This window comes from Paenibacillus sp. P46E (genome assembly GCF_001909095.1).
Classification (GTDB): domain Bacteria; phylum Bacillota; class Bacilli; order Paenibacillales; family Paenibacillaceae; genus Paenibacillus_AQ; species Paenibacillus_AQ helianthi.
Genome location: NZ_LVYZ01000032.1, coordinates 102,112 through 124,886, shown reverse-complemented (window position 1 = coordinate 124,886; position 22,775 = coordinate 102,112). Strand labels below are relative to the sequence as shown.

Sequence of the window (22,775 nt, the reverse complement as noted above, 5' to 3'; positions counted from 1 at the left end):
AATAAGAAAACAACTTAACCTTAGACACCCGCATGGCGCAGTTCAGGGAGCTTCAAAACAACCTGCCCCAGACACTCCGCCAGCACCTCATGATATCGCCGATCCTGTTCTTCCGTGATCTCTTCACGCAATGTTTCAAACAGAGCCAGACAACGCTTGAAATCCCCGTCATGACTGGACTGGTGAGCCAGCATTAGAGATTGTATCGTCCAGTCCAGCGCCTCCGGCACTCTGCCCGCCCGCATATGATATAACGCCAAGTGATAACAATAGCTGTAATAATGCGAGATATTGTCTGCATCCTCATACTCCCCAAATCCGGCACTCTGTTCCGCGAACGTATGCAGCAGATCATCCACATCAAGCCCGTACTGGACCGCAGCCTGCAAAACAGTCCCAAGCCCCGGCAGCAACTCCTCGGGATTATCCTGTAAGAATCGTGCGTACCCCTCCAGTAGTTCCGTCTTGCCGGACAGAATCTCCACGATGTATAAGTTAGCACGAGCCAGAACACGGAACTCCTCGGCAATCTCCTGCCCTTCTTCTCCCAAGTCCTCCATCCAGCCAAGCTCGGCATAGCGATATATAGATTCTTTGGCCTCATCATACTTCCCCTGCTTCTGGCATACGATGCCCCGCATCAGATGACTGAACCCAAAATAATAGACCAGCGGACGCTCCATACCCACAATCGGCACCGGAAGCTTCTTAGCCTTGTGATACTGCCGCTCCTCATAGATGCACTGCGCATAGCTGTACAGAATACCCGCCGTATTCAGCATCTTGTCCCAATCCTCGAAGCGATAAGCCATTTCCAGCATTTCAACCATAATATCCGGCTTGAGTGATTTCAGAATGGAAGGGCGCACGGGTGGGCCTCCTTTTTTGGTAGGATATAGTTCTGATTTCTTCTATATGTGTATTTTATTCAACTAAAAGGAAATAATGGAATACACATTAATTATCTATAAGTATTATTTAAAAGTCAAATACATTCTATAGTGTGTTAATAAGGCAAGATTACTCAGTTAAGCTTGTCATGAGGTGAGCCAAGATGCCAGATGAATCCAAGTCAGAGCTTGTGAAAAAAATTGGAGAACGCATACGAAGATTACGAAAAGAAATGAACCTCTCGCAAGAGCAGCTTGCAGAACGGTCAGGTTTACATACGAATTATGTAGGACAAGTCGAACGCGGAGAAAAGAACCTTACGCTGGAGACCTTGGAGAAAGTAGCTGGAGGTTTAGACATATCGTTAGAGGAGATCTTCCGCTACATCGGACCGATGAAGCAAAAAGATGCGCTTAGTCAGATTATAGAGTTGCTTATTGAACGCTCGTCTGAGGATCAGAAGATGGCGCTTAGTGTACTGAAATCTGTTATGGAGTGGGAAGAGAAGAAGCATAACCTTTAGAAAAAACACTGCAAAGACTATAATCCCCGATTAATATCGATATTTGCTTATCCCTCGCCGCTAGTAAGACTTCTGCCCTCCTAACCTTTGGAACAGGTGATTACTTTGACAGACCTAAGGAATAGAATCGGTAACAGAGTAAGGATTATACGAAAAATAAAAGGATTAACACAGCAGCAGCTAGCGGAGCTATCAGGGCTGGATGATGCTTACATAGGGGCAGTAGAACGTGGCGAACGGAATTTTTCTATTGATACACTGGAGAAAATAGTTACAGCACTAAAAATCCAACCAACAGAATTATTTCAAAATCTTGATGGTTTGAGTGAGACAGAGGCTGCGCAGCGTAGAGCAATTGATGAATATGCGGTTACTGTAAGTGAGTTAAGCGTGAAGCAAATTGATACATTAAAGAGGGTTGTTAGAGAGGTTCGGGGAGCTTTCGGGGATTAAGCATGCACGAGGTGATTTCATGAAGTTACCCGAAAGCGTTGGAGCCCAGAAGAAATAGCAGCAATCACTAAAATTAATTGATAAGTGAGGTGCTGCCGGCACCCTTTTTTTATTCCAGCACCCTCAAGTAGATAAATAAGAGCGCAAGGAAAAGTACTGCCATTCGCGTCAGTAAGTCTTTCATATACCCATCTTGAAACTTTTTTAGAACGTCTTCCCCTTTCTCTATCAAAGAGACCCAGATAGCGCTGTTCTTGATGGTTAGAGTTCCGGTCATGGACGGCGGGTTGAAGTTGGTGCCGAAGGTAATTCCTGAACCTGTCTGCACGGTATCAGCGTCCAAGGTAAAGATGCCCGATGCAATCCACACGCCTTTGTCGGTGCCACCGGATTTTTTGACCGCACCAGCCCCACTCTATTCTCCACCTCCGCCCTCTTCCTAATAATTCTCCCCGCGATAGTAGCGCTCCAGCTTATGCTCCAGGTGAACGAGCTGAGCTTTTTTCTGTTCAATTTCGTCCAAAAGGGCTTGCTTCTGCTCCTCAATGAGCCTGGTTCTCTCCGGCAGGGTAGAGGTTCCGGCTTTGACCATATCGTAGTACTTTTTGATCTCCTCGACACTCATTCCCGTTTCCCGCAGACATTTCAGAAATAGCAGCCAATCAATTTCGTTGTCAGTATACAGGCGATTATTTTGCTCGTTGCGGACTGCGGGCTCCAGAAGGCCTTTTCGTTCATAGAAGCGAATCGCGCCAATATTGATCCCTACTTTTTTGGCAACCTGTCCAATGGTAAAAATTTTGCTCACCCCCTGACTTTTAGTGTTGACCTACACTTAGTGTAGCATAGTAAGCTGCGAATTGTGGATAGATCATAACTTGCAGAAAGAAGGATGAAGATGACAAGAACCGCTTTTGTAACAGGTGCTAATAAAGGGATCGGCTTTGAAATTGCAAGACAGCTTGGTGAAGCCGGATGGAAGGTATTGCTTGGCGCACGCAGCCTCGAACGGGGGAAGGAAGCGGCTTCTGAATTAACCATCCAAGGGCTGGACGTGGAGTTCCTACAAATCGATATGACGAATCTGGACAGTATTGAGCAGGCCGCCGTTACCCTACGCAACAACTATTCCGATGTGACGCTTCTCATTAACAATGCCGGTATGCCGGGAGCCTTCTCCAGTTCATTCAGCGATACCCGGGAGGAGCATTTGCGGAATGCTTTTGAGGTGAATTTCTTCGGAACCTTCCGCTTGAACCAACATCTTTTTCCCTTAATAAAAGAGAATGAAGGAACCATTGTGAATGTCTCCACTGATATGGCGTCCCTTCACTTCATGCAGAGTTCGGAGTATGCGTTGAATGCGTTCGACTACAATTCCTCCAAAACCGCAAACAATGCGATGACTGTAGCCATGGCCATAGAGCTCAAAAACAGCAAAGCCCAGGTATTTGCAGTAACCCCCGGCTTCACGAAGACGGATCTGAACGGCAATGCAGAAGGCGGGAAATCCAAAGAAGACGGGGCGGCCATTATTGTAGGCTATGCCACGGATGGCAAGCGCCATAACGGGGAGTTTTTGGATGCGAATGGGATTTACGCGTGGTAATGCTGGTAATGAACATGCTGTAACCTGCTCAGCTATTAATACCCAACAAGACCAAGGCTCCGTTACCGGAGCCTTGGTCTTTAAGCATCTATTACGCTTTTCACCTCAAGAAACATCAATTATTCTTATAAATCCACTGTATTCTGGTTTCGAAATGACGCGAATTGGATCACGCCGAAACGTTCTTATCTCTTCTCTTAAAATATCATCAGAAGGGATCACGGAAGTCACATGATAACGACAAACCACTCGAACGTCGCTTGTTTAGAGAAACAGGAGCGGATGTAAAAGTTCATTCAGATATTTGGCATATGTATGGTCAATCGCCTGGAAATAGGGTAAACTGCTTTTTGTAACCTACTCGGCGGTATGTGAGAACTTAAGGATACCAGCCCTTGCCTGATTGGGTTGTTTTTCTATGTTACGATTTTTTCATTAAGAACTTTTGACTGTCCAGAAGCTATATTTTCGAAATATAAACGTAAGCAAGCCACAAGTTCGAGAGTGAGGGGCCTCATGAATTCCCCAGCGCCTTATCGTCTTTTTCGGGCATATTCCGGGATTGAGGCTTTGCGCTGTTTGTTGGAAGAGGATATAAGGAGGAGTTAATGATGTCCAAACAACGTAAGATTATTTTGACCATAACCGTATTCTATACCATTTTGATTCTTTATTTTCTGTTTATCGCCTTCGGGCGATCAGATGCCGCAGAGCGGGCAAGTAGCTACACCTTCATTTTTTTACCGGAAAATTTCTTGAAGCTGCCGTCGATATCCGATCTCCTGCCCCCTACCCTCATGGATTTGGTAGCGTTCGGTAACACCTTGGCCTTCATTCCTTTCGGAATATTGGTTCCATTGTTATACCGGATCACCTTTGTCCGATTCATTACATTGTTCTTTCTGGCGATTCTCCTGATGGAAACCATACAGGCGCTTTCGTTTCTCGGTAGCTTCGATATTAACGACGCCCTTCAAAACACAGTTGGCGCAGCCATCGGTTTTGGGGCATACAAGCTCGGTGCTCGTTCAAAAAACGGCTGGCCCAAAGTGATAACCACCGCCATTTCCTGTCTGGTTCTTTTTGTAGGGGTATGGGGATTGGGCGGGCTTGCAGATAAAGCGTTAACCAAAGAAGAAGGTCCCTTTGTGGCGATAAAAGAATTGATAGACAGCTCCGGAAATGCATCAGCGGGCAACCAAACGACTGAAATGGTCATCAGCAATCAAAACGTAAAACCCCGCTATAACATGTATGACGCTGAAGGAAAAAAATTGGAAACTTTCACGTTTAAGACTAGGGACGAACTCATCTTCTCCTTAAATTACGGATTTCCAGAACAAACGGGTTATTCCGGAAGGATTCGCCTTTCTGTCGATGGACGAGAGATATTGAACAGCTCCGGAGAAGAACAACGGAGTGACCCGGAGCTGTTCCCTGCAAAGTTTGAGATGCCTGTCGAGGCGGGGAGAGAGCTTAAGATCACTATTGAGGGCGACGAGAAAATGTGGGATGTCGGGTTTAGGAAAATGCAATATTTTTGGAATTAAGCCAACAGCCATAGGATTCAAGATTTGATTCACTCACTCTTAGACTTCTGCTGGCTTTTGTATCAATATCTGATCGTTCTCCCAGCATTCAATGTGATCCAGACCCTTAATGCTGTCTTTAACAAAGACCGGGTCTTTTCCAGCCTGTTTCTGCCGCTTGTAATCCTGAAGGGCTGCAAAGGCTACTTTGGATAAAAGAAGGATAGCAATCAGGTTAACTACCACCATGAGACCCATAAATAAGTCAGCCAAATCCCATACCAGCTGAACCTTGGCAACCGAACCGAATAGAATCATCGCGAGCACACTGTATCTGTAGAATATGACTACTGACTTCTTTGAGTTTAAGAACTCTATATTCGTTTCTCCGTAATAATAGTTTCCAATTAATGTACTGAACGCAAACAGGAACACCATGATAGCCAGAGAACCAGAGGCCCAAGAACCGATATGCTCACTTAGTGCAGCTTGCGTAAGCTTGATGCCATCCAGCCCAGGCTGCTTATACGCATCCGACAGCAGAATAATGAAGGCGGTACTCGAACAAATCAACAACGTATCTGTAAGCACACCGAATGCTTGCATAAGCCCTTGTTTTACAGGATGACTTGTCGTTGCCGTTGCAGCAGCATTCGGCGCACTTCCCATTCCCGCTTCGTTCGAGAACAATCCGCGCTTCACACCTTGCAGAATCACCGCCCCCAGAGACCCTCCTATGACTTGTTCGAATCCGAACGCACTCTTCACAATAAGTGCCAGAACCTCCGGCATTTTGGTAATGTTAATCAGCACAATGCATAAGGCAACGGCGATATAAATCACGGCCATGAAGACTACAATATATTCGGACAATTTGGCAATACGTTTGATGCCGCCAAAGATAATGCTGGCAAACCAACAGCCATTAGAAGCCCCACCATCAAACGATTGGTGCCGAATGAATTTTCAAAAGCAACGGTAATCGTATTGGACTGGACCGCGTTAAAGACGAGGCCGAAAGACAACGTGATTAGCACGGCAAATAAAGATCCCATCCAACGTTTCTTCAAGCCTTGTTCCATATAATAAGCAGGACCCCCACGAAATCCCGTTTGATCCCTCACTTTATACACCTGTGCCAAAGTACTCTCAATAAAGCTGGATGCAGAACCAATAATCGCAATCACCCACATCCAGAAGACCGCGCCCGGCCCGCCTAAGGCAATGGCAATCGCAATTCCTGTGATATTGCCTGTCCCCACCCTGGCTGCCATGCTGATACAGAATGCCTGGAACGATGAGATGCTGTTGGTAGATTTCGCATTCGACTCTTTTAGCACAACGAACATTTCTTTGAACATGCCAAATTGTACAAATCTCGATCGAACGGTGAAATACAAACCGCAACCGATCAGAAGAACAATCAGAAGCTTAGACCACAGAAAATCGTTTGTCAGACCGATACCCTCTAATACTTGTTGCATGTAAATCCGCCTCTCATCCTTTTATGCCGACACCTCTGCTGCTTACCCTCTCTAACATAGTATTTTCAAATATAGCAGTCCTAATTTCAAAAGCCAATAAAAAAGTTATGCAAAATACTTCCATATGAGTACGCTCTGATGAATGGAACAAGCGGATGGCTTCCCTGAAGGAGTTTATTCCTGATCCAGCGGCTGCCCCACTCCATCCTCATAGAAATCAAACACGAGCTGTTGCTGCGTACCTTGTACCGCATAGAACACATCTGCCAGCGTCTTGCCCTGTTGCTTCTTCCCAAGTTCCGTCTCCAGCCACTCGCGGGTCAGACCACTCCGTTTCAGGTTAGCCTCCACCAGCACACCATCCATAATCAGCTCTACGGGGAAGGCCTGCGCATGCAGTGCCAGCCCCAAATCCTGCTTCGTAACGAACTGGTACGCTTCCTTTTTCAGAACAGAGACCTGTCCATTATCTTCAAGCACCACATATTCGACCTCTTCGAGATTAAAAATCTCCTTCTCCCTCAGCGCCTGGACCAGCGAATCCAGCGTATAATGGATCTTCCTCATGTTGGCTTCCATGATCTTTCCACCCTCGATCAGGACCGTGGGGGAACCGGCAATCCAGCTGCGCAGGCGGCGGCTTTTGAGGGCAATGAAGGAGAGCAGGAATGACATAGCCGTAATCACAATAATGGACAGAACAAGATACGTTGACTTTAGACTGACATTGAACGCCAGATTCGCCGCCAGGGAGCCGAGGGTTATGCTTGTCACGAAATCGTTAGACGTCATATTGGAAAGGGTCTGTTTGCCCAGTATTCTGGGAATGAGCAGCAGCAGACCCACCGATAGAACCGTCCGCATCAGAATCTCTATATAGTTCATTATCAAGCCTCCTCCCCCCCATTATTTCCAAACGGACACAAAAGAAACGGGAACACAAATAGAGCCTGCCGGAGGCAGGCCGAGAAGGAGGCTATTGTTCTCTATCTTCACTTTTTTATCCCAAAGGTATCGCATTCCACCCGGTAAGCTTCAGCTCCGGTTTCATAGAGATCATTGAACGGACTGCAAATGCTCTTCAAGACGGTCCCAGGTTTCGGTAATGCCTTGTTCCATCCCCATATCCAGAACGGTTTTGAGCGCTTCCGCGGAGTCATATTTCGATCGGCTTACCAGCTTCGTTTTCCCGTCATATTCTTCAAAAAGCATCGTAACCAGCGTGGACGGCATGCCTTCCGTTTCGTTGCCTTCGGCATCCGAGAAGTAATCGGTGTAGACGATTTTCTCTCCATCCATGATTTCATGGTAGACGCCTTTGCCCCAGGATTCCATTCCGAAGAAATCACCCTGCTGCTCATCGACACATTTCATACAGTAATGCCAGACCCCGCCCGGACGAAAATCAACACTGCAGAAGGGAACGGTCCAGCCGCGAGGGCCCCACCACTGCTTCAGATGCTCCGCCTCGGAGAATACTTTGAATACAAGCTCACGTGGTGCATCGAATACACGTTCAAGAACAAGCTCTTGGCCTTCTACTCGGGAAATCATTTTGTTGGTCATTCCAAATCCCTCCTGAAAGTAAAGTTCATGGTCAATCGTTGTCTTTGGATTGCAGTTGCCGCAGGTAGTCGTCCAGGTTGTCGAAGCGTTCACTCCAAATCTTCCGGTAAGCCTCCAGCCAACCATCCAGTGCCTCCAGCGGCTCCGTCCGCAGCTTATAGTTGCGGCGGTTGGCTTGCGCCTCTACCTCGACCAGCCCGGCCTCCAGCAGCACCCGCAGATGCTTCGAGGCCTGGGGCTGGCGGAGCGAGAGACGTTCGGCAATATCACCTACACTCAGAGGCCCGTCCTTCAGCATCTCTACCATCCGCAAGCGGGTGGGTTCGGCTAGTGCGCTAAATATCTTCGTTTCCATAATACCGATGTTCCTTTAGTGAATCAGTTTTTTTATCACCTTGCATGTGTAATATACCTTACCTGGAATATTCCCGTCAAGGAATATTAATGATTTTTTTCTAATTACCACATCCGCTCCAATGGACGGACTTAGATTGCCCTGCTCGCGAGGGGATTCAATGGTACTTCTACCTCTGATTCCACAAATTAGCCCACCTATGCTGAATTCAAAGGTACTTCTACCTCTGATTCCACAAATTAGCCCACCTATGCTGAATTCAAAGGTACTTCTACCTCTGATTACGCCAATTGGCCTACCTACGCCGAATTCAAAGGTACTTCTACCTCTGATTCCGCCAATTGGCCTGCCTACGCCGAATTCAAAGGTACTTCTACCTCTGATTCCAGCAATTAGCCCACCTAAGCTGAATTCAAAGGTACTTCTACCTCTGATTCCGCCAATTGGCCTACCTACGCCGAATTCAAATGCACTTCTACCTCTCGTTCCACCCATTGGCCCGCCTACACCGAATTCAAAGGTACTTCTACCTCCGATTCCGCCAATTGGCCTGCCTACGCCGAATTCAAAGGCACTTTTACCTCTCGTTCCACCCATTGGCCTACCTACGCCGAATTCAAATGCACTTCTACCTCTCGTTCCGCCAATTGGCCTGCCTACGCCGAATTCAAATGCACTTCTACCTCCGATTTCACCAGTCACAGGTAGTCCGTGCTTACCTGCCAACCAGTTTCATGATCTGAACACAGAAAAAAGCCCCTGGAAGAAGATTAGATCTGCCAGTGACTATTGGGACTCTCACACCTATCCACCCATAAACCGCAGCGTCACAGTCGTTCCTTGCCCCGGTGTGCTAGCGATGGCAATAGAACCGCCGTACCGCTCCATAATGGCTTTGGCAATGGCAAGGCCAAGGCCCGAACCGCCCTGGGTGCGGCTCCGCGAGCCCTCCGTGCGGTAGAAGCGGTCGAAGATATGCGGCAGCTGTTCAGAGGATATCCCGATCCCCGTGTCGGCTACCGTCAAGATCACCTGCCCATCCGCAAAGGAATGCCTGATCGTTACAGATCCGCCTTCGGGCGTATACTTCAGTGCATTCTCCACGATATTACGCAGCACCTGGTAGCTGGCGCTTCCGGGCATGCGGATCAGTATCACCGGACCCTCCGGATGGCCGTCATAATCAAGCTGTACCTCGGGATTAACATGAACGGTCTGGGGCAGCAGCTCGTTGAGGGTATTTTTAAGATTGCAGGTTTCTTCCCCGCCGTCTGCCACCGGGGACTCCGCTTCTGCAAGCAGGAGCAGTTGGGCAATCAACTCCTTCATCCTCCGGGTCTCATTCATCATGAACGACAGTGACTCGTCCAGCACCTCCGGCGATTGCTTGCCCCACCGCTGAATCATATGCGTATGTCCCTCAATAATGGCAAGCGGTGTCTTGAGCTCATGGGAAGCATCAGCGATGAATCGCCGTTGCTGGTCAAAGGAACCCTCCAGCCTGTTCAGAAGACTATTGAAGGTCTCCCCGAGCTGATGAAGCTCATCCTGGGCCGCGGGCACATGCAGCCGCCGGGACAAGCTGTTCGTCCCGATGCTATGCACCTCACCGATCATACTGCGGATCGGCTTCAATGTTGAACGGGCGACGACCCACCCTGCTGCTATAGCCATCCCTGCAGCAAGCAGGAGGCCCAGCAGCAGCAGCCTGCCGACCTCCTTCTCCGCGGTTGCGCTGCCCGAGTGCCCACTTTCAGTGAGGCGCAGCCGGACAGGGCCGTATACAAGAAGTGAGAACTCCCTCTCTGCCTTGTAGGTGACGGCAGTGTCTGCCGTTCCGCCTGAACCCACCTCTGCCAGCACCCGTCCTTTGGAATCGAGCATCTGCAGTAATTGTCCCTCGCTCAGATCCGGGGCAAACGCCGACAAGTCCGGCTTCAGTACCGCCGCCGCTCCGCTTCCTTTACCCAAGCCCGGCTTAAGCAAGGAAGGCAGGAACTCCACCTCCCCGACCTGAAGCTCGAACTGCCTGAGCTTGGCATCCAGCAGCTCAGTCTCCTGGCGCTCTGTCCAGTGCTTGAAGGTGATGTAGACAAATCCGCTGACAACGGCTGCGACGAGCAGCGCTGTCAGTGCAATAGATGCGCTTACTTTACGTGAGAACGTCCATGGCTTCATTCGCTCACCTCAGTCCCTCAGAATATAGCCGCTGCCACGGACAGTATGTATCAACTTGTGTTCAAACCCTTCATCCACCTTCATGCGCACGTAACGGATATAGACATCTACCACATTCGTCTCGCCTTCATAGGAATACCCCCAGACAAGATTGAGCAGGGCTTCACGGTTCATGAGCCGGTTCTTATGGGCCAGCAGACAATGCAGCAGCTCGAATTCGCGCTGAGAGCATTCAATCTCGCGCCCGGCACGGCTCACCCGGTGCGAGGCCTTGTCGAGTGTCAGATCCTTGGCACACAGCACTTCGTCCCCCGTCTCCGCCAAGTGAAGCCTACGCTGGAGGGAACGCATGCGGGCAAGAAGCTCCTCAATGGCGAATGGCTTCGGCACATAATCATCTGCCCCGGTATCCAGCCCCCGCACCCGGTCGCTGACCGTATCCCTGGCCGTTAGCATAATAATCGGGGTCTGCTTCACCGCCCTCACCCGCTTGCATACCTCAAACCCGCCCATTCCCGGCAGATTCAAATCAAGCAGAATCAGGTCAAAATGCTCATTCAGCGCTCTGTCTGCGCCCTCAAGGCCATCGTATGCAACCGTGATGTCGTAGCCTTCATAAGAGAGCTCCAGCTCCAGCAGGCGAATCATGGCGATTTCATCCTCAATAATCAATACGCGTTCCTTCAACCCCTCGTCCACCTCTTCACAGATCATTTCTTCTTCATTAGCGATAAACCGGCCATGGATTGCGCATGGATCTGATACGTCCCTTCGCCAATCTTCCCGCTAACCTTGTGATTCTTCACCGTCAGCGGGAAGTCAGTATCCATCTCCCCAAGAGCTGACTTTGCATCCACCACCACTCCGGCATTTTCCGGCCAGGCCAGTTCAACATCCCCTACCGTCGAGGTCACCCTCCAGTCTCCGCCGACCTTCCTGCTCTCCACATGGATATTACCAGCTACCGTGACTGCTTCTATAGCAGCGAGCGCATCCTTCACCGTCAGATTGCCGTTTGTCGTTTCAGCTACCAGAGTTCCCGCAATTTGCTCTGCCTTCACATTGCCATTGGTAAGCGAAATATCCACATTTGCCTTCGCTTCGGATACTTCAACATTCCCATTCACCGTGTGCAGAGAGATGTCTTTCGGGGGGCCGGATGCCGTAACGTTGCCGTTCACAGACGATAATTTAATTTTACCTGTACTAGAAACATCTGACAAAGAGAGATTTCCGTTCTTGGTCTTCGCCTGCAGATCGGCCTTCATTCCCTTGGGCAGTGTAATCATCAGCTCAAGACCCGGATAATGAATATTGCCGTAAGGCTCGCTGTAGGTCTTAATCTCCAGTTGAGCTCCCCCGCTTACCTTCACCCCCGCCTTGTCCGCTATGGTCCGGGCTTCTTCGGCTGTGGCTTGATTCACGACCACTGTCGTATGGATTTCAATATCCTTCCCGTTGCCCTGCTTCATCTCAATCTTTCCGTTGGTATTTGCAATAGAGATGCTTTCCGTACCTTCTGGTACATCGACTCGGGTGATGCCTTTGTCAAAAGTGTACTGTGCATTCCCTGCAGACACACCCTCCGCACCTGTCTGCCACGACCCGATAACCGTAGAGGCGGCAGAGATGACGTCGGAAATAACCTCCGGAACGGACACAGAGTCCGTAGTAGCTTCGGACACAGCATCCGGAGCAAACTCAGCGGCTGCAGAGGTGGCTTCGGATACAACATCCGTAGCAGAGGCAGATACCCCCGCAGGCTCAGATGCGGAATTTGCCCCAGACAGTTGGCGGGCTTGGACTGGGCCGCCATATCCTTTTCCAATGTAGAAGAATACTACCGCCAGAGCGGCACCCAACAGCAGCCACTTCCAATTAAACTTCATACTCATTTCCTCCCTAGTCCTTGTGATTACCCTTAGGTTACAGCAGACTGAATGAGAAAGACTTTGCAGGAAGATTAGAGTTTGATGAGAACACTTTAGCTGGTTATGACGCCAAATGGGATTTATAATAACAGAAACATTAGAAACCTGTTCATGGAGAGAGGAGAGGATTGCATGCTCATCCTCCAGACTATCACGTGGGTTCTCGCGCTCGCCGTTCTCCTGTCTGTGGTGTGGATCGTTGTGGACACTTGGAGGAACGGAATCTCACCGATGCCCACCTCGAAGGCTGTGCGGCTGGCGGTTGCCGGGGAGGTGAACCGGATTCCCGGCTACAGCACGGTTGTAGAGGCGGGGTCCGGCTGGGGCACATTGGGACTCGATATCGTCCGTCATTGTCCAGGCAAACGACTCGTTGGGATTGAGAATTCAAGCCTCCCGTTATGGTGCTCGCAGCTGCTGGCACTGATATTCGCGCGGCTCCCTCACTCAGGGAACGGCCCGAAGCCGCTCCCGGGCAGACTCCGCTTCATCCGGGGCGATATCTACCGCAGGTCCTACGCCGATGCCGATATGGTTCTCTGCTATTTATTCCCCGGCGCCATGGAGCGGCTGGCGGACAAGTTCAATCAGGAGCTGCCGCCCGGCGCAGTGGTGATCAGCATTTTTTTCGCCCTGCCGGACAGGCAGCCAGCCCGCACAGTGACCTGCAGAGATCCGCTGCGGACCAAGGTGTATGTGTATACTTTTTGAAATATATCCAAGGAGGGTTCCCGTGATCGACAAATCTATTACCGAAGGCGTCATCCGCACACGAACCAAGCTCCGCAAGGATCTGCTGATCTCCATCTTTGAAGAGTTCGATCGTGGCATTATGGGCCTGAGTCCCGAGAAACGGACGGAGAAATATCTGAAAATGTCGCAGAACGCTTTCTCCTTTTACCGGGGCAGCGCGTACTTATTCTATTTCGATACAACCCGCCAATACTTCCCTTACCACACCCCTGAGGACCGGCCAACCTGGATTCAGGGAGACCTGCACTTCGAGAACTTTGGTGCCATCCGCAGCGAAGACGGAGATATGGTCTATGACGTCAATGATTTCGATGAGGGGTATGTCGGCTCGTATCTCTATGATCTCCTGCGTATGGCCGGCAGCATCGCTCTGGTGGGCAGACAGCTGGAACAGGGTGAAGCTGAACAGCTCAGCCATATTGAGAGCTTTGTTAAGGCGTATGCCAGACAGATCCGGCGGTTCGCACAGGGCAAGGATAACCCCGCCACTTATATTATGGATGAGGATACCGCCAAAGGTCCGGTGAAGAAGCTCCTCCGCAAGTTGGAGAAACGCAGACAGGCGCATTTTCTGGAAAAGGTTACGGCTCAGATGCAGACGGGCAGAGTGTTTCTGGAGAATTCCGAGCTGGCTGTCCCCGGACAAGCCGAACAGACCCTCCTGGAGAGCGCCTGGACGTTCTATACACAGACCGTGGTTACCCGAAACCTGAATGAGGATCACTACCGGATAAAAGACATTGCCGTCAAGCATGGTTCAGGCACCGCCTCCATCGGGCTGGACCGCTATTATGTATTAATCGAGGGTGGACATGAGCAGGAGGATACGGACGATACCGTGCTTGAGGTAAAAGAAGTGCGCGTGCCGGTTCCGGCTTATTTCATGCCGTATTCCGAGTCCTTTTGGCAGTCCTTTGGGCATCAGGGAAAACGGGTAACGGCGACACAGCAGGCCATGCACCATAAGGCCGACCCGTATCTGGGCTTTCTGACGCTTGCGGGAAGGCACTTCTATGTAAGAGAACGGTCGCCGTATAAGAAAAGACTGAAGCTGACCGATATCGCGACTATGGAGGATATGACCCGGGTACTTGAGGTAATGGGCTGCCTGACCGCCAAAATGCATGCCCGGGCCGATGCCGATGTGGACCAGGGCATTCTTCCTTATCATAGCGAGGAGGAAATTGCCAAGGCCATGGGGCAGGACCCGGATGCTTTTGCGCGCTATCTCTCCCGTTGGGCTTATGGGTATGCCGATCAGGTGGAGAAAGACTATGGGATGTTCACAGAATGGGTAAAAGAACGATTTGAAGTAGCCGTAGTGGAGTAATCAATCCAGCTCGGCGCGGGAGAACAGGTCCCGGATCAATACCTCATCCTCGCAGGCCTGCTTGAATCCGGCAGCAAAACCAAGTATAGCTTCCCTGTTGCCGGAGTAGGCGCAGAACATGTCCGCCTCCGGGTCAAAATGCACAATGTCTGCCAGCTCCGGCATGTGTTCCTCCAGGAAAACCGCTGCAAGGGAAGCCCAATCGTAGCCGTTGCCTTCAAAGCCTTCGTCTGCCCGTGTATCAAACAGATCGGCCAAATAGGTACCTACGCTCAGAATAACAGACATACCGCCATTTGCCTGCTCTACCAGAATGAACGGAGCTACATTGCCATTTGCAGACACGGCGAGACCGTTCAGCTTGTGCAGCAGGGCCTCCCGGGCTTCTTCCGTGAAGCTGAGCACACCACCACGCTCAATAATACGCCCCTGCCGGACCCGATCATCCAGCCAATCCGTAATGAAGGACGGCGCGTAGCCGCCGGTTCCGAATTCGCCGCCAAAGGCGATCATTTTGGAATAGACCTCCAGGTATTCAGCCCGGCTGGTTTGCGGGTACGATTTGGTATACAGCCAGAACTGCACATCATACATCAAGATAGAACGCTCATCGGCATGGAGAGAGAAATGCCCCTTGTCTTCTACAATCTCCGTACAGATTGAACGGATTATACCCTCTACATTACCGATCTCCGTGACATTGCCGCACAGCTCTGCAAGCAGGGGTGAAAAGGCCCCCTGAGCCACCTTCCGCAGATCCTCTGCCTTATCCTCCTCGGACGTATCGAAGACCTCCTCATTCACCAGCCCGCGTACAAAGCTCTCGAAGTCTTTGGCCAGAAAAGTAATCTCATAATCCGCTTCCTGATCCACGTGGATCACAGCCGGTTCGCCTTCCGGACCAGAGGCCCGGTAATCCAGCATGATCACATCATGTCCTGCGGACGGGCAATCGCCGAATACCACACCAATATCAGGATAACCCCACTCTTCAATCATGAAGCGGCTACCGAGTTCCCCGCATAAGGAATAGGTCTTCTCCCGTCCAATGCCCATAATGCCTGTGATGGCCACATGATCTTCCGCCCAAGAGGTCGCTTCCTCTGTAGGGAAGCAGGTATCCCGGGGAATCCCCCCATTCTGCCGCTTCATCATCTCGATATAAAAGGCCGGCAGCTTGTACCCCAACTCCTGCTCCACCGAGGCAATCAGCTCGTCTGTAGGCGGATCGGATACATAAGATTTTCGGGCATAATCGCTGTCCTCCCAGAAGCCGTCGAAGTCAAAAGGTTCAACTGTGCTTCCTTCCGCAGTGCCCTCGCCGGCCTGTGCAGCTGCAAAACGCTGCTGCTCCCGAACCTCCCGCTCCGCCGCACGGCGGCTCCAGCCAAGCAGCTGCTGAACCGCCTCATCTCCAGGCTCCAGCTGATCCGCCAGCTCGAATTCGCGAACCGCTTGATCGTACTGCTTCAGATAGTAGTAGGCATAGCCTGCCCGGTAATGCCAGATTGGGTCTTTCTCTCCTTGCCCTGCAACACTCAGCAGCTGTTCCAGCGCTTCATGGTAACGGTCCAGATTGTTCAGCGCCCTGCCCAGTTGACCAATTAAGGTATAGTCTCTGTCCGGTTCGGGAATCTCCATGATGCGTTCCACAATTTTGGCAAATTCATCATCTTCATGCCACTGTACCAGTTGCGCCAGCAATGTCTCTTCCACTATGTATATGCCTCCTCTCGAATCTACTCTTCATTCCCCAGTGAGGGCAGGTCCTAAACAGTTCCTTCCAGCAAAGGAATAAGGTACTTATGATCAATGGGCGATGACATTACGATTAGAATTGTATAAGTCCCGTATCTATCGCATTCATTGCCGAACTGCTCCAAGGCTTGCGTGGATTCGGTCATTACTTTTAGCAGATAGTTGTGCTCCCCACTGATCCTGTAACACTCAAGGACCTCAGGGGAGGAGCGGCAGAAATCAACGAAGGCATGGCAATCCCTGGAGTGAAACAGAATGTAAGCAGCAGCCTGTTTCCCAATTTTTTCAGGTGAAATAATAGTCCGGTACTCCTGGATCACCCCGTTTTCCTCCATACGTTTAACTCTTTCCGTCACTGCCGGTTGTGATAGACCCACACATTTCCCGAGTTCTGTCATAGACATTCTCGCCTGGTTTTGAAGATGAAACAGAATCTGCTTGTCTGTATGGTCCATCTCATTCAGCTCCTTTAATTTTAAGGATTCATGTGTAAACTGCCTTGTTTTTAACTGCTGAACGGCTGTTATAGCTTAGTTGCCTTATGTTAGCAGGCCAACTAATTTTATATAATATACTTACAATAGTAAAGCGAATTTAGCTTTAACTATAGCGAAAGGATGACTACGAATGCAGGATTCAAATCTCATAAACCCGGAGCATCTACCGGAGCGCATCGATAACGTATTGGACCAGACATTAGCCGACAAGCGTCTGGCGGGGGCTGTCATCAAGGTAGCGTTAGATGGGAGGATCATATATAGCCGTGCTGCCGGTTTTGCGAGCCGCGAGCTGAACCAGCCTATGCGGGAGGACGCCTTGTTCCGGCTCGCATCGGTTTCCAAGCCTATCACTTCTATGGCTACTCTGGTTCTGGTAGCGCAAGGCCGCCTGAAGCTGGATGACCGCGTGGACCGCTGGCTTCCGTATTTTCAGCCACGACTTGAGAACTGTAAGCCCGCAGCAATCACAGTAAGGCACTTAATGACGCACACCGCTGGTTTGACCTACCGCTTCTTTCAGGAAGAGGGCGGCTCCTATGAGCGGGCTGGTGTATCTGATGGCATGGATCAGACTAACCTTACGCTCGAAGAGAACCTACGGCGTATTGCCTCAGTCCCGCTCCTCTATACCCCAGGCACCATGTGGAGATATTCTATCGCAACAGATGTGCTGGGGGCCGTGATTGAAAAAGTCACAGACACCACACTCAGCGAAGCCATAGATTCACTTGTGACCTATCCGCTAGGTATGAAGGACACGGGCTTCGTTGCAACTGACCCGCAGCGGCTGGCCGCTGCTTACGCCGATGATGTTCCCGGGCTGCGTCCTTTGCACAATCCGGACAGTCTTGCTTTTGTGGAGGGTACAGCAGGCTTCCGCCTCGCCCCTGGACGGGCGCTCGACCCTGCAGCTTATCCCTCTGGGGGAGCTGGCATGGTCGGCAGCACCGGGGACTTTCTGCAGCTGCTGGAAACCCTGCGCAAAGGGGGAGCACCTCTGCTGCCGGAATCCCTGGTTCGGGAAATGACCACCAATCAGATTGGTGATCTGCACATGCCCTTCTGGCCAGGGCGGGGCTTTGGCCTGGGCATCACGGTGCTTAAAGACCCTCTTGCCGCAGACACTGCGGAATCCCCTGGCACATGGCGCATGGGCGGTACCTATGGTCATTCGTGGTTCGTTGATCCCAAGCAGCGGCTAAGCGTGGCGGCTTTCACCAATACCGCACTGGAGGGTATGTCGGGTCCGTTTACAGTTGACCTGTGCAATGCCGTCTACGGCAGATTGAATCATGAATCATAAGGTAGGAGGTTCGAAATGAGCAGCAGCACAGCTTCTTCTTCTTCTTCTTCTTCTTCACAGCAAATCTCCAGCGCTTCTGCTTCCGGACGCCTTCCCTGGGCCGGATTGCTCGCCCTCGCTATGACCGGGTTTATCTGTATCCTTACCGAGACAATTCCCGCCGGATTACTGCTCCAGATCAGTAAGGGACTTGGAGTGACGGAGGCCATGGCGGGTCAGCTCGTTACCCTGTATGCCCTGGGCTCGCTACTCGCCGCAATTCCTTTGACCACCGCAACACGCGGGTGGAGACGGCGTCCCTTGCTGCTGACATGCATTCTTGGTTTTCTCATATTTAACACCGTCACGGCTCTCTCTTCAAGCTATCCCCTAACGCTTGCGGCCCGGTTCCTCGCGGGCGTATCAGCCGGTGTCCTATGGGGCATGATCGCAGGCTATGCCCGGCGTATGGTGCCGGGGCCGCTTAAGGGAAGGGCTATGGCCATTGCCATGGCAGGAACGCCACTTGCTCTTGCGCTCGGTGTCCCTGCCGGAACCTTGCTCGGGGACCTTGCGGGCTGGCGCAATGTCTTCGGCATCTTGTCGCTGCTCACGCTGCTGCTGGCCATTTGGGTGCTCTGGAAGCTGCCGGACTCTCCGGGAGAGTCCGCAGACAAGCGGCTTCCTCTCCACAAGGTCCTCACTACTCCCGGAGTGCGCCCGATATTGTTTGTCGTACTAGCCTGGGTACTGGCCCACAACATCCTGTATACCTACATTGCACCGTACCTTACGCAGACCGGGCTTGCAGGGCGCGTGGACGTGGTGCTTCTCATCTTCGGCGTTACCGCACTGCTTGGCATCTGGCTGACCGGAGTCTGGATTGACCGGCACCTGAGACTGCTTGTTCTGATCAGCCTCGTTGCATTCGCCTTGGCAGCTATCCTGCTGGGCATAGGCAGCAGCCAGCCTATTGTGATCTATCTGGCGGCTGCCATGTGGGGCTTAACGTTCGGGGGAGCGGCAACGCTGCTGCAGACAGCTATTGCCGTAGCAGGCGGAGAGAGCGCAGATGTAGCTCAATCGATGCTGGTGACCGCATGGAATCTCGCCATCGGCGGCGGGGGTGTGGCCGGTGGGATTCTTCTCGAAACAACGGGTGTCGTTTCTTTCCCGTGGGCGTTGTGCATCCTGCTGGCCTTTGCGTTTGTGACAGTCTGGCGCAACAAAGCACGCGGGTTTCCAGCTGGAAGGTGAAAGAAACAGCAAAGGGGCGTCCCATTGAGGACAGCCCCTTGTTGGTTTCCTAGCATGGCCGGTCTTAAGCCCGCCCGGGGCGCACAGGTGCAGAATGAGAGGTACTTATACCTCTCATTCCACCAAATAGCTCAAATCCGGCAAACTCAGAGGTACTTATACCTCTCATTCCACCAAATAGCTCAAATCCGGCGAATTCAGAGGTACTTATACCTCTCATTCCACCAAATAGCTCAAATCTGGCAAACTCAGAGGTACTTATACCTCTCATTCCAACAAATAGCTCAAATCCGGCAAACTCAGAGGTACTTATACCTCTCATTCCACCAAATAGCTCAAATCCGGCGAATTCAGAGGTACTTATACCTCTCATTCCACCAAATAGCTCAAATCCGGCGAATTCAGAGGTACTTATACCTCTCATTCCACCAAATAGCTCAAATCCGGCAAATTCAGAGGTACTTATACCTCTCATTCCACCAAGTCGGCAACCTCTGGCATTCATCTTAGGCCTAATGACTTCCTCTCAATTCTTCATTCATCTTCTTCGTCAGAAGAATCCTTATCCGCTGTGGCTTCAGCCGCTTCCTTACGGCTCCATTCCAGGAACTGTACCGTATCTTCATCTTCAGGGTCCAGCTTGTGCGCAATCTCAAATTCCCGGATCGCATCCTTCAGCTGGTCCAGATAATAGTGGGCATACCCCACACGGAAATGCCACAACGGGTCCTTCTTGCCCTGGTCGGCCGTCTTCATGAACCATTTCAGCGCTTCTTTATACCGCCCCAGATTGTTCAGCGCTCTCCCCAAATGGGTAGCCAGCTCATCATCAATAAGGATCGTCGGCGTTTCTTTGATCCGGTCTACGATTTCCTGGTATTTGTCCTCCTCATGCCACTTATTTAATTGTGCGATCAATTCTTGTCTCATTCCTTCTGCCTCCTGGTTACGATTTCCTGAGAATTCTCTCTTCAATAAACACTTTATCATTTTTGAACAGGGGTCTGCTACAGAGCCCTTTAGGTAGGGATGGTGATGAGGAAGGTTGTGCCCCTGCCCTTTTCACTTTCCACTTCAATGTTCCCTTTAACCTTATTGATCGTACTGTAGGCCATAAGCATCCCAAGCCCGGTTCCTTCTTCTTTGGTGGAGTAATACGGCTTGCCGAGGCGTGAGATTTCTTCCTTCGTCATGCCGATGCCGGTGTCCCGGATCGTGATCAGGATGTTCTGCTTCTTCTCCGAGATATCGATGGTGAGGATGCCCCCGTCCTTATCTCTCATTGCTTCAATCCCGTTTTTATAGAGGTTGATCAGGCATTGCTGGATTTGGTTCTTGTCATAGCTTTTATTGAGCGTGTTGTCGAAACTGAACTTGACCTCCACCTTGTGAATGGACGCATAGGGCATAATGATGTTCTTGGTGTACTCTGCTTCCGCCTGCATATTGGAGAACACCATATTATCGGATTGCGGCTTGGCAAAAGAGAGATAATCGCTAACGATCTTCTCCGCACGGTTCAGCTCCAGCAACGACAATTCTACATATTCCTTTTCCTCAGGTGTGAGGGAAGTCGATTTATTCAGCAGCTGCAAAAAACCGCTGGTCACCGTGAGCGGATTTCGGATTTCATGGGATACGCTGGCCGCCAGCTCACTGACTACATTCAGGCGCTCCGACTGGAGAATCCGGTCACGGTTCTTGATATTAGTGATAATCTGCTCGATCAAAATCATGATGATGCTCATCACTACGGCATGTGTCGTCAAAGCATAGACCGTGAGCGTCCAAAATTGCCCATCCAACTTACCCGTCATCGTCCCCAGAATCATCAGGTAGATTCCCATGGTTAACGTAGCAACAGCTGCTGCCCAGAAGATGCGGCGGTTGGAAGAGCTCTTGATGAAGCGTTTGCTGAAGTAAGGCACCAGCAGCAGCACCGCCGTTGAGAACAGGAAGGAGGGGAGCGTGCCCGCACCGCCTACATAGAAACGGTAAATATTCATGATTACATATAACAGAATGACGTTCCGGTATCCGCCAAAAAGCGCCACAAGTATAAACGGAATATATCTGAGATCATATATATATCCCATTTCCAGGCGAATAGGCTTGGCAATACACAGAACCATCGTCACGGCGGACATCAGCACAAGCAGCTTGTTATTGTAGGGGTGCACTCTATTTTCAAAGAAAATCACTACGATCAAGACTGGAAACAATAAAAATAAGAAATTTAAAAGTAAGGTTTCGAACAAGGCTAACTTCCTCTCAGCTAGTGGTTCTAGTGTGCTTATTTCTATTATAAGGAAAATTCAAGAAATTCCCTATACAATTCTCCTGCAATCCATCTATCCCTATGTAATATGATTATATACAGAAAGAAAAACAAAAGATGGACAGTTCCTTAATAAGTTGCCATCTTTTGACCGTTTCAGCACCTAACCCAATAAATAACTTTACGAAATTTAATATATAATATATACTTAATAACATAATGTAAGCAATAATATGAACCTATTTGATACGAAAAGGAGCGTTAACGATGATTGCCCCCCTCTTTGTTGGTCACGGATCTCCCTTGATGGCGATACAGAACACCCCTTGTACGGATTTCCTGCTCTCCTACGGACAGCAGCTTAAGCCTAAGGCTATTGTCATCTTTACAGCTCACTGGGAAACCGAGGTGCTGACCATCTCCTCCACGGATGATGTGTATGACATGGTTTATGATTTTGGCGGCTTTCCCGACCAGATGTACCAGATCCAATACCCCGCCAAAGGTTCATCTGCGCTGGCAGCATCCCTGGCGGACCGCTTCAGAGCCCAAGATATTCCTGTTCAGTTCGATACGAAGCGCGGGCTCGATCACGGGTCCTGGGTCCCTCTCCTGCGGATGTTCCCGGTTCCTGTCTGTCCGGTCATTCAAATCTCCGTCAATCCGTATTTGCCACCGGTGGAGCAGTACCGGATTGGCGAAGCGCTGCGGGGTCTGGATGAGGAAGACATCCTGATTATGGGCAGCGGGGCTACGGTTCATAATTTCCGTACCATGAACCCAGACGCCACTGCCCCTGACCCTAAGGCTGTTGCCTTCGATGATTGGCTGATTGAACATATGCATAAGCATGACTTGAATGCGCTATTCAGCTACGAAACGCAGGCACCGTATGCCAAGCTGGCCGTACCCCGGCCCGAGCACTTCATTCCGCTATACATCACTATGGGAAGCGGCAATCCCGCACGGACGCCTCAAGAAGTCCACCGGAGTTACGAAATGGGGTCGCTCAGCTACCTCTCGGTTACGTTTTAACCCTTACTCACTGCTCAGACCGTAAGGCTACCCCATACGTACACGCATATAAAAAGACCTCCG

Annotated in this window: 24 protein-coding genes and 1 pseudogene; 9 read left to right on the top strand and 16 right to left on the bottom strand. The window is 50.6% G+C overall.

Translation table 11 applies throughout. From position 1 onward, the window contains the following. Window positions 1-20: 20 nt before the first annotated feature. Window positions 21-869: a DNA-binding protein gene (locus tag A3849_RS09585; RefSeq protein WP_143191774.1), complete on the bottom strand. Its 849-nt coding sequence runs from the start codon at window positions 867-869 to the stop codon at window positions 21-23. 185 nt (window positions 870-1,054) lie between these two features. On the opposite strand from A3849_RS09585, the gene A3849_RS09580 reads away from it, so the two are divergent. Beyond that, complete coding sequence (locus tag A3849_RS09580; protein ID WP_074111189.1) at window positions 1,055-1,414, top strand: helix-turn-helix domain-containing protein; 360 nt, start codon at window positions 1,055-1,057, stop codon at window positions 1,412-1,414. 105 nt (window positions 1,415-1,519) lie between these two features. Continuing rightward, window positions 1,520-1,867: a helix-turn-helix domain-containing protein gene (locus A3849_RS09575; RefSeq protein WP_074111188.1), complete on the top strand. Its 348-nt coding sequence runs from the start codon at window positions 1,520-1,522 to the stop codon at window positions 1,865-1,867. Window positions 1,868-1,976: 109 nt separating this feature from the next. On the opposite strand, the gene A3849_RS09570 is transcribed toward A3849_RS09575, so the two are convergent. Further along, complete coding sequence (locus A3849_RS09570) at window positions 1,977-2,237, bottom strand: hypothetical protein (RefSeq protein ID WP_074111187.1); 261 nt, start codon at window positions 2,235-2,237, stop codon at window positions 1,977-1,979. A 69-nt stretch (window positions 2,238-2,306) separates the two neighbouring features. Next, on the bottom strand, window positions 2,307-2,675 hold the full coding sequence (locus A3849_RS09565) for a MerR family transcriptional regulator (RefSeq protein WP_256700714.1): 369 nt from the start codon (window positions 2,673-2,675) through the stop codon (window positions 2,307-2,309). 90 nt (window positions 2,676-2,765) lie between these two features. Between A3849_RS09565 and A3849_RS09560 the strand changes: the two genes are divergently transcribed. Further along, complete coding sequence (locus A3849_RS09560) at window positions 2,766-3,476, top strand: SDR family NAD(P)-dependent oxidoreductase (RefSeq protein ID WP_074111186.1); 711 nt, start codon at window positions 2,766-2,768, stop codon at window positions 3,474-3,476. A 611-nt stretch (window positions 3,477-4,087) separates the two neighbouring features. Continuing rightward, window positions 4,088-5,026, top strand: coding sequence for a VanZ family protein (locus tag A3849_RS09555; RefSeq protein ID WP_178382649.1), 939 nt, complete (start codon window positions 4,088-4,090; stop codon window positions 5,024-5,026). Between the two features lie 39 nt (window positions 5,027-5,065). On the opposite strand, the pseudogene A3849_RS09550 reads toward A3849_RS09555, so the two are convergent. The 8 genes and pseudogenes from A3849_RS09550 to A3849_RS09515 all read right to left on the bottom strand — a co-directional run bounded on the left by A3849_RS09550 (window position 5,066) and on the right by A3849_RS09515 (window position 12,477). Then, window positions 5,066-6,489: pseudogene (locus A3849_RS09550) on the bottom strand (alanine/glycine:cation symporter family protein). Between the two features lie 174 nt (window positions 6,490-6,663). Beyond that, on the bottom strand, window positions 6,664-7,374 hold the full coding sequence (locus A3849_RS09545; protein WP_083613423.1) for a DUF421 domain-containing protein: 711 nt from the start codon (window positions 7,372-7,374) through the stop codon (window positions 6,664-6,666). Window positions 7,375-7,545: 171 nt separating this feature from the next. Then, window positions 7,546-8,055: an SRPBCC domain-containing protein gene (locus tag A3849_RS09540; protein WP_074111184.1), complete on the bottom strand. Its 510-nt coding sequence runs from the start codon at window positions 8,053-8,055 to the stop codon at window positions 7,546-7,548. Between the two features lie 31 nt (window positions 8,056-8,086). After that, window positions 8,087-8,410: an ArsR/SmtB family transcription factor gene (locus A3849_RS09535; protein ID WP_074111183.1), complete on the bottom strand. Its 324-nt coding sequence runs from the start codon at window positions 8,408-8,410 to the stop codon at window positions 8,087-8,089. A gap of 15 nt (window positions 8,411-8,425) precedes the next feature. Beyond that, window positions 8,426-9,112, bottom strand: coding sequence for a hypothetical protein (locus tag A3849_RS32360; protein WP_143191773.1), 687 nt, complete (start codon window positions 9,110-9,112; stop codon window positions 8,426-8,428). Between the two features lie 102 nt (window positions 9,113-9,214). After that, complete coding sequence (locus tag A3849_RS09525) at window positions 9,215-10,588, bottom strand: HAMP domain-containing sensor histidine kinase (protein ID WP_074111181.1); 1,374 nt, start codon at window positions 10,586-10,588, stop codon at window positions 9,215-9,217. A 9-nt stretch (window positions 10,589-10,597) separates the two neighbouring features. Continuing rightward, window positions 10,598-11,275, bottom strand: coding sequence for a response regulator (locus tag A3849_RS09520; protein WP_083607039.1), 678 nt, complete (start codon window positions 11,273-11,275; stop codon window positions 10,598-10,600). Window positions 11,276-11,298: 23 nt separating this feature from the next. Continuing rightward, window positions 11,299-12,477 carry a DUF4097 family beta strand repeat-containing protein gene (locus tag A3849_RS09515; RefSeq protein ID WP_074111180.1) on the bottom strand — a complete coding sequence of 393 codons (1,179 nt, stop codon included), beginning with the start codon at window positions 12,475-12,477 and terminating at the stop codon, window positions 11,299-11,301. 174 nt (window positions 12,478-12,651) lie between these two features. Here A3849_RS09515 and A3849_RS09510 point away from each other — a divergent pair, with 174 nt between their 5' ends. Together A3849_RS09510 and A3849_RS09505 are read left to right on the top strand one after the other, a co-directional pair. Beyond that, the gene (locus A3849_RS09510; protein WP_074111179.1) at window positions 12,652-13,230 is read left to right on the top strand and encodes a class I SAM-dependent methyltransferase; all 579 of its coding nucleotides are present in this window, start codon (window positions 12,652-12,654) and stop codon (window positions 13,228-13,230) included. Window positions 13,231-13,252: 22 nt separating this feature from the next. Next, a complete protein-coding gene (locus A3849_RS09505) occupies window positions 13,253-14,602 on the top strand; it encodes a DUF2252 domain-containing protein (RefSeq protein WP_143191772.1) in 1,350 nt (449 codons plus the stop codon). Here A3849_RS09505 and A3849_RS09500 read toward each other — a convergent pair whose 3' ends face one another. Together A3849_RS09500 and A3849_RS09495 are read right to left on the bottom strand one after the other, a co-directional pair. After that, window positions 14,603-16,318 carry an Imm51 family immunity protein gene (locus A3849_RS09500; protein ID WP_074111177.1) on the bottom strand — a complete coding sequence of 572 codons (1,716 nt, stop codon included), beginning with the start codon at window positions 16,316-16,318 and terminating at the stop codon, window positions 14,603-14,605. A gap of 53 nt (window positions 16,319-16,371) precedes the next feature. Beyond that, window positions 16,372-16,815: an Lrp/AsnC family transcriptional regulator gene (locus A3849_RS09495; protein WP_074111176.1), complete on the bottom strand. Its 444-nt coding sequence runs from the start codon at window positions 16,813-16,815 to the stop codon at window positions 16,372-16,374. A 172-nt stretch (window positions 16,816-16,987) separates the two neighbouring features. On the opposite strand from A3849_RS09495, the gene A3849_RS09490 reads away from it, so the two are divergent. Together A3849_RS09490 and A3849_RS09485 are read left to right on the top strand one after the other, a co-directional pair. Next, window positions 16,988-18,163 carry a serine hydrolase domain-containing protein gene (locus A3849_RS09490; protein ID WP_074111175.1) on the top strand — a complete coding sequence of 392 codons (1,176 nt, stop codon included), beginning with the start codon at window positions 16,988-16,990 and terminating at the stop codon, window positions 18,161-18,163. Window positions 18,164-18,178: 15 nt separating this feature from the next. After that, window positions 18,179-19,399 (top strand): MFS transporter, encoded by a 1,221-nt coding sequence (locus tag A3849_RS09485; protein WP_074111174.1) that lies wholly within the window; start codon window positions 18,179-18,181, stop codon window positions 19,397-19,399. 64 nt (window positions 19,400-19,463) lie between these two features. Here A3849_RS09485 and A3849_RS09480 read toward each other — a convergent pair whose 3' ends face one another. From A3849_RS09480 to A3849_RS09470, 3 genes are all read right to left on the bottom strand, one after another. Beyond that, window positions 19,464-19,874 carry a hypothetical protein gene (locus A3849_RS09480; protein ID WP_143191771.1) on the bottom strand — a complete coding sequence of 137 codons (411 nt, stop codon included), beginning with the start codon at window positions 19,872-19,874 and terminating at the stop codon, window positions 19,464-19,466. Window positions 19,875-19,933: 59 nt separating this feature from the next. Then, a complete protein-coding gene (locus A3849_RS09475; protein WP_074111172.1) occupies window positions 19,934-20,329 on the bottom strand; it encodes a tetratricopeptide repeat protein in 396 nt (131 codons plus the stop codon). A gap of 89 nt (window positions 20,330-20,418) precedes the next feature. Then, complete coding sequence (locus A3849_RS09470; protein WP_074111171.1) at window positions 20,419-21,657, bottom strand: ATP-binding protein; 1,239 nt, start codon at window positions 21,655-21,657, stop codon at window positions 20,419-20,421. Window positions 21,658-21,944: 287 nt separating this feature from the next. Here A3849_RS09470 and A3849_RS09465 point away from each other — a divergent pair, with 287 nt between their 5' ends. Beyond that, entirely contained in the window at window positions 21,945-22,712 is a 768-nt protein-coding gene (locus tag A3849_RS09465) for a DODA-type extradiol aromatic ring-opening family dioxygenase (RefSeq protein WP_074111170.1), read from the top strand. Window positions 22,713-22,775 lie beyond the last annotated feature (63 nt).

Coding starts and splice junctions, on each gene's coding strand:
- A3849_RS09540 (WP_074111184.1), bottom strand. CDS start 8,055: ATGACCAACAAAATGATTTCCCGAGTAGAAGGCCAAGAGCTTGTTCTT.
- A3849_RS09480 (WP_143191771.1), bottom strand. CDS start 19,874: ATGAGAGGTATAAGTACCTCTGAATTTGCCGGATTTGAGCTATTTGGT.
- A3849_RS09545 (WP_083613423.1), bottom strand. CDS start 7,374: ATGAACTATATAGAGATTCTGATGCGGACGGTTCTATCGGTGGGTCTG.
- A3849_RS09525 (WP_074111181.1), bottom strand. CDS start 10,588: ATGAAGCCATGGACGTTCTCACGTAAAGTAAGCGCATCTATTGCACTG.
- A3849_RS09510 (WP_074111179.1), top strand. CDS start 12,652: ATGCTCATCCTCCAGACTATCACGTGGGTTCTCGCGCTCGCCGTTCTC.
- A3849_RS09490 (WP_074111175.1), top strand. CDS start 16,988: ATGCAGGATTCAAATCTCATAAACCCGGAGCATCTACCGGAGCGCATC.
- A3849_RS09495 (WP_074111176.1), bottom strand. CDS start 16,815: ATGGACCATACAGACAAGCAGATTCTGTTTCATCTTCAAAACCAGGCG.
- A3849_RS09475 (WP_074111172.1), bottom strand. CDS start 20,329: ATGAGACAAGAATTGATCGCACAATTAAATAAGTGGCATGAGGAGGAC.
- A3849_RS09580 (WP_074111189.1), top strand. CDS start 1,055: ATGCCAGATGAATCCAAGTCAGAGCTTGTGAAAAAAATTGGAGAACGC.
- A3849_RS09515 (WP_074111180.1), bottom strand. CDS start 12,477: ATGAAGTTTAATTGGAAGTGGCTGCTGTTGGGTGCCGCTCTGGCGGTA.
- A3849_RS09535 (WP_074111183.1), bottom strand. CDS start 8,410: ATGGAAACGAAGATATTTAGCGCACTAGCCGAACCCACCCGCTTGCGG.
- A3849_RS09555 (WP_178382649.1), top strand. CDS start 4,088: ATGTCCAAACAACGTAAGATTATTTTGACCATAACCGTATTCTATACC.
- A3849_RS09560 (WP_074111186.1), top strand. CDS start 2,766: ATGACAAGAACCGCTTTTGTAACAGGTGCTAATAAAGGGATCGGCTTT.
- A3849_RS09485 (WP_074111174.1), top strand. CDS start 18,179: ATGAGCAGCAGCACAGCTTCTTCTTCTTCTTCTTCTTCTTCACAGCAA.
- A3849_RS09465 (WP_074111170.1), top strand. CDS start 21,945: ATGATTGCCCCCCTCTTTGTTGGTCACGGATCTCCCTTGATGGCGATA.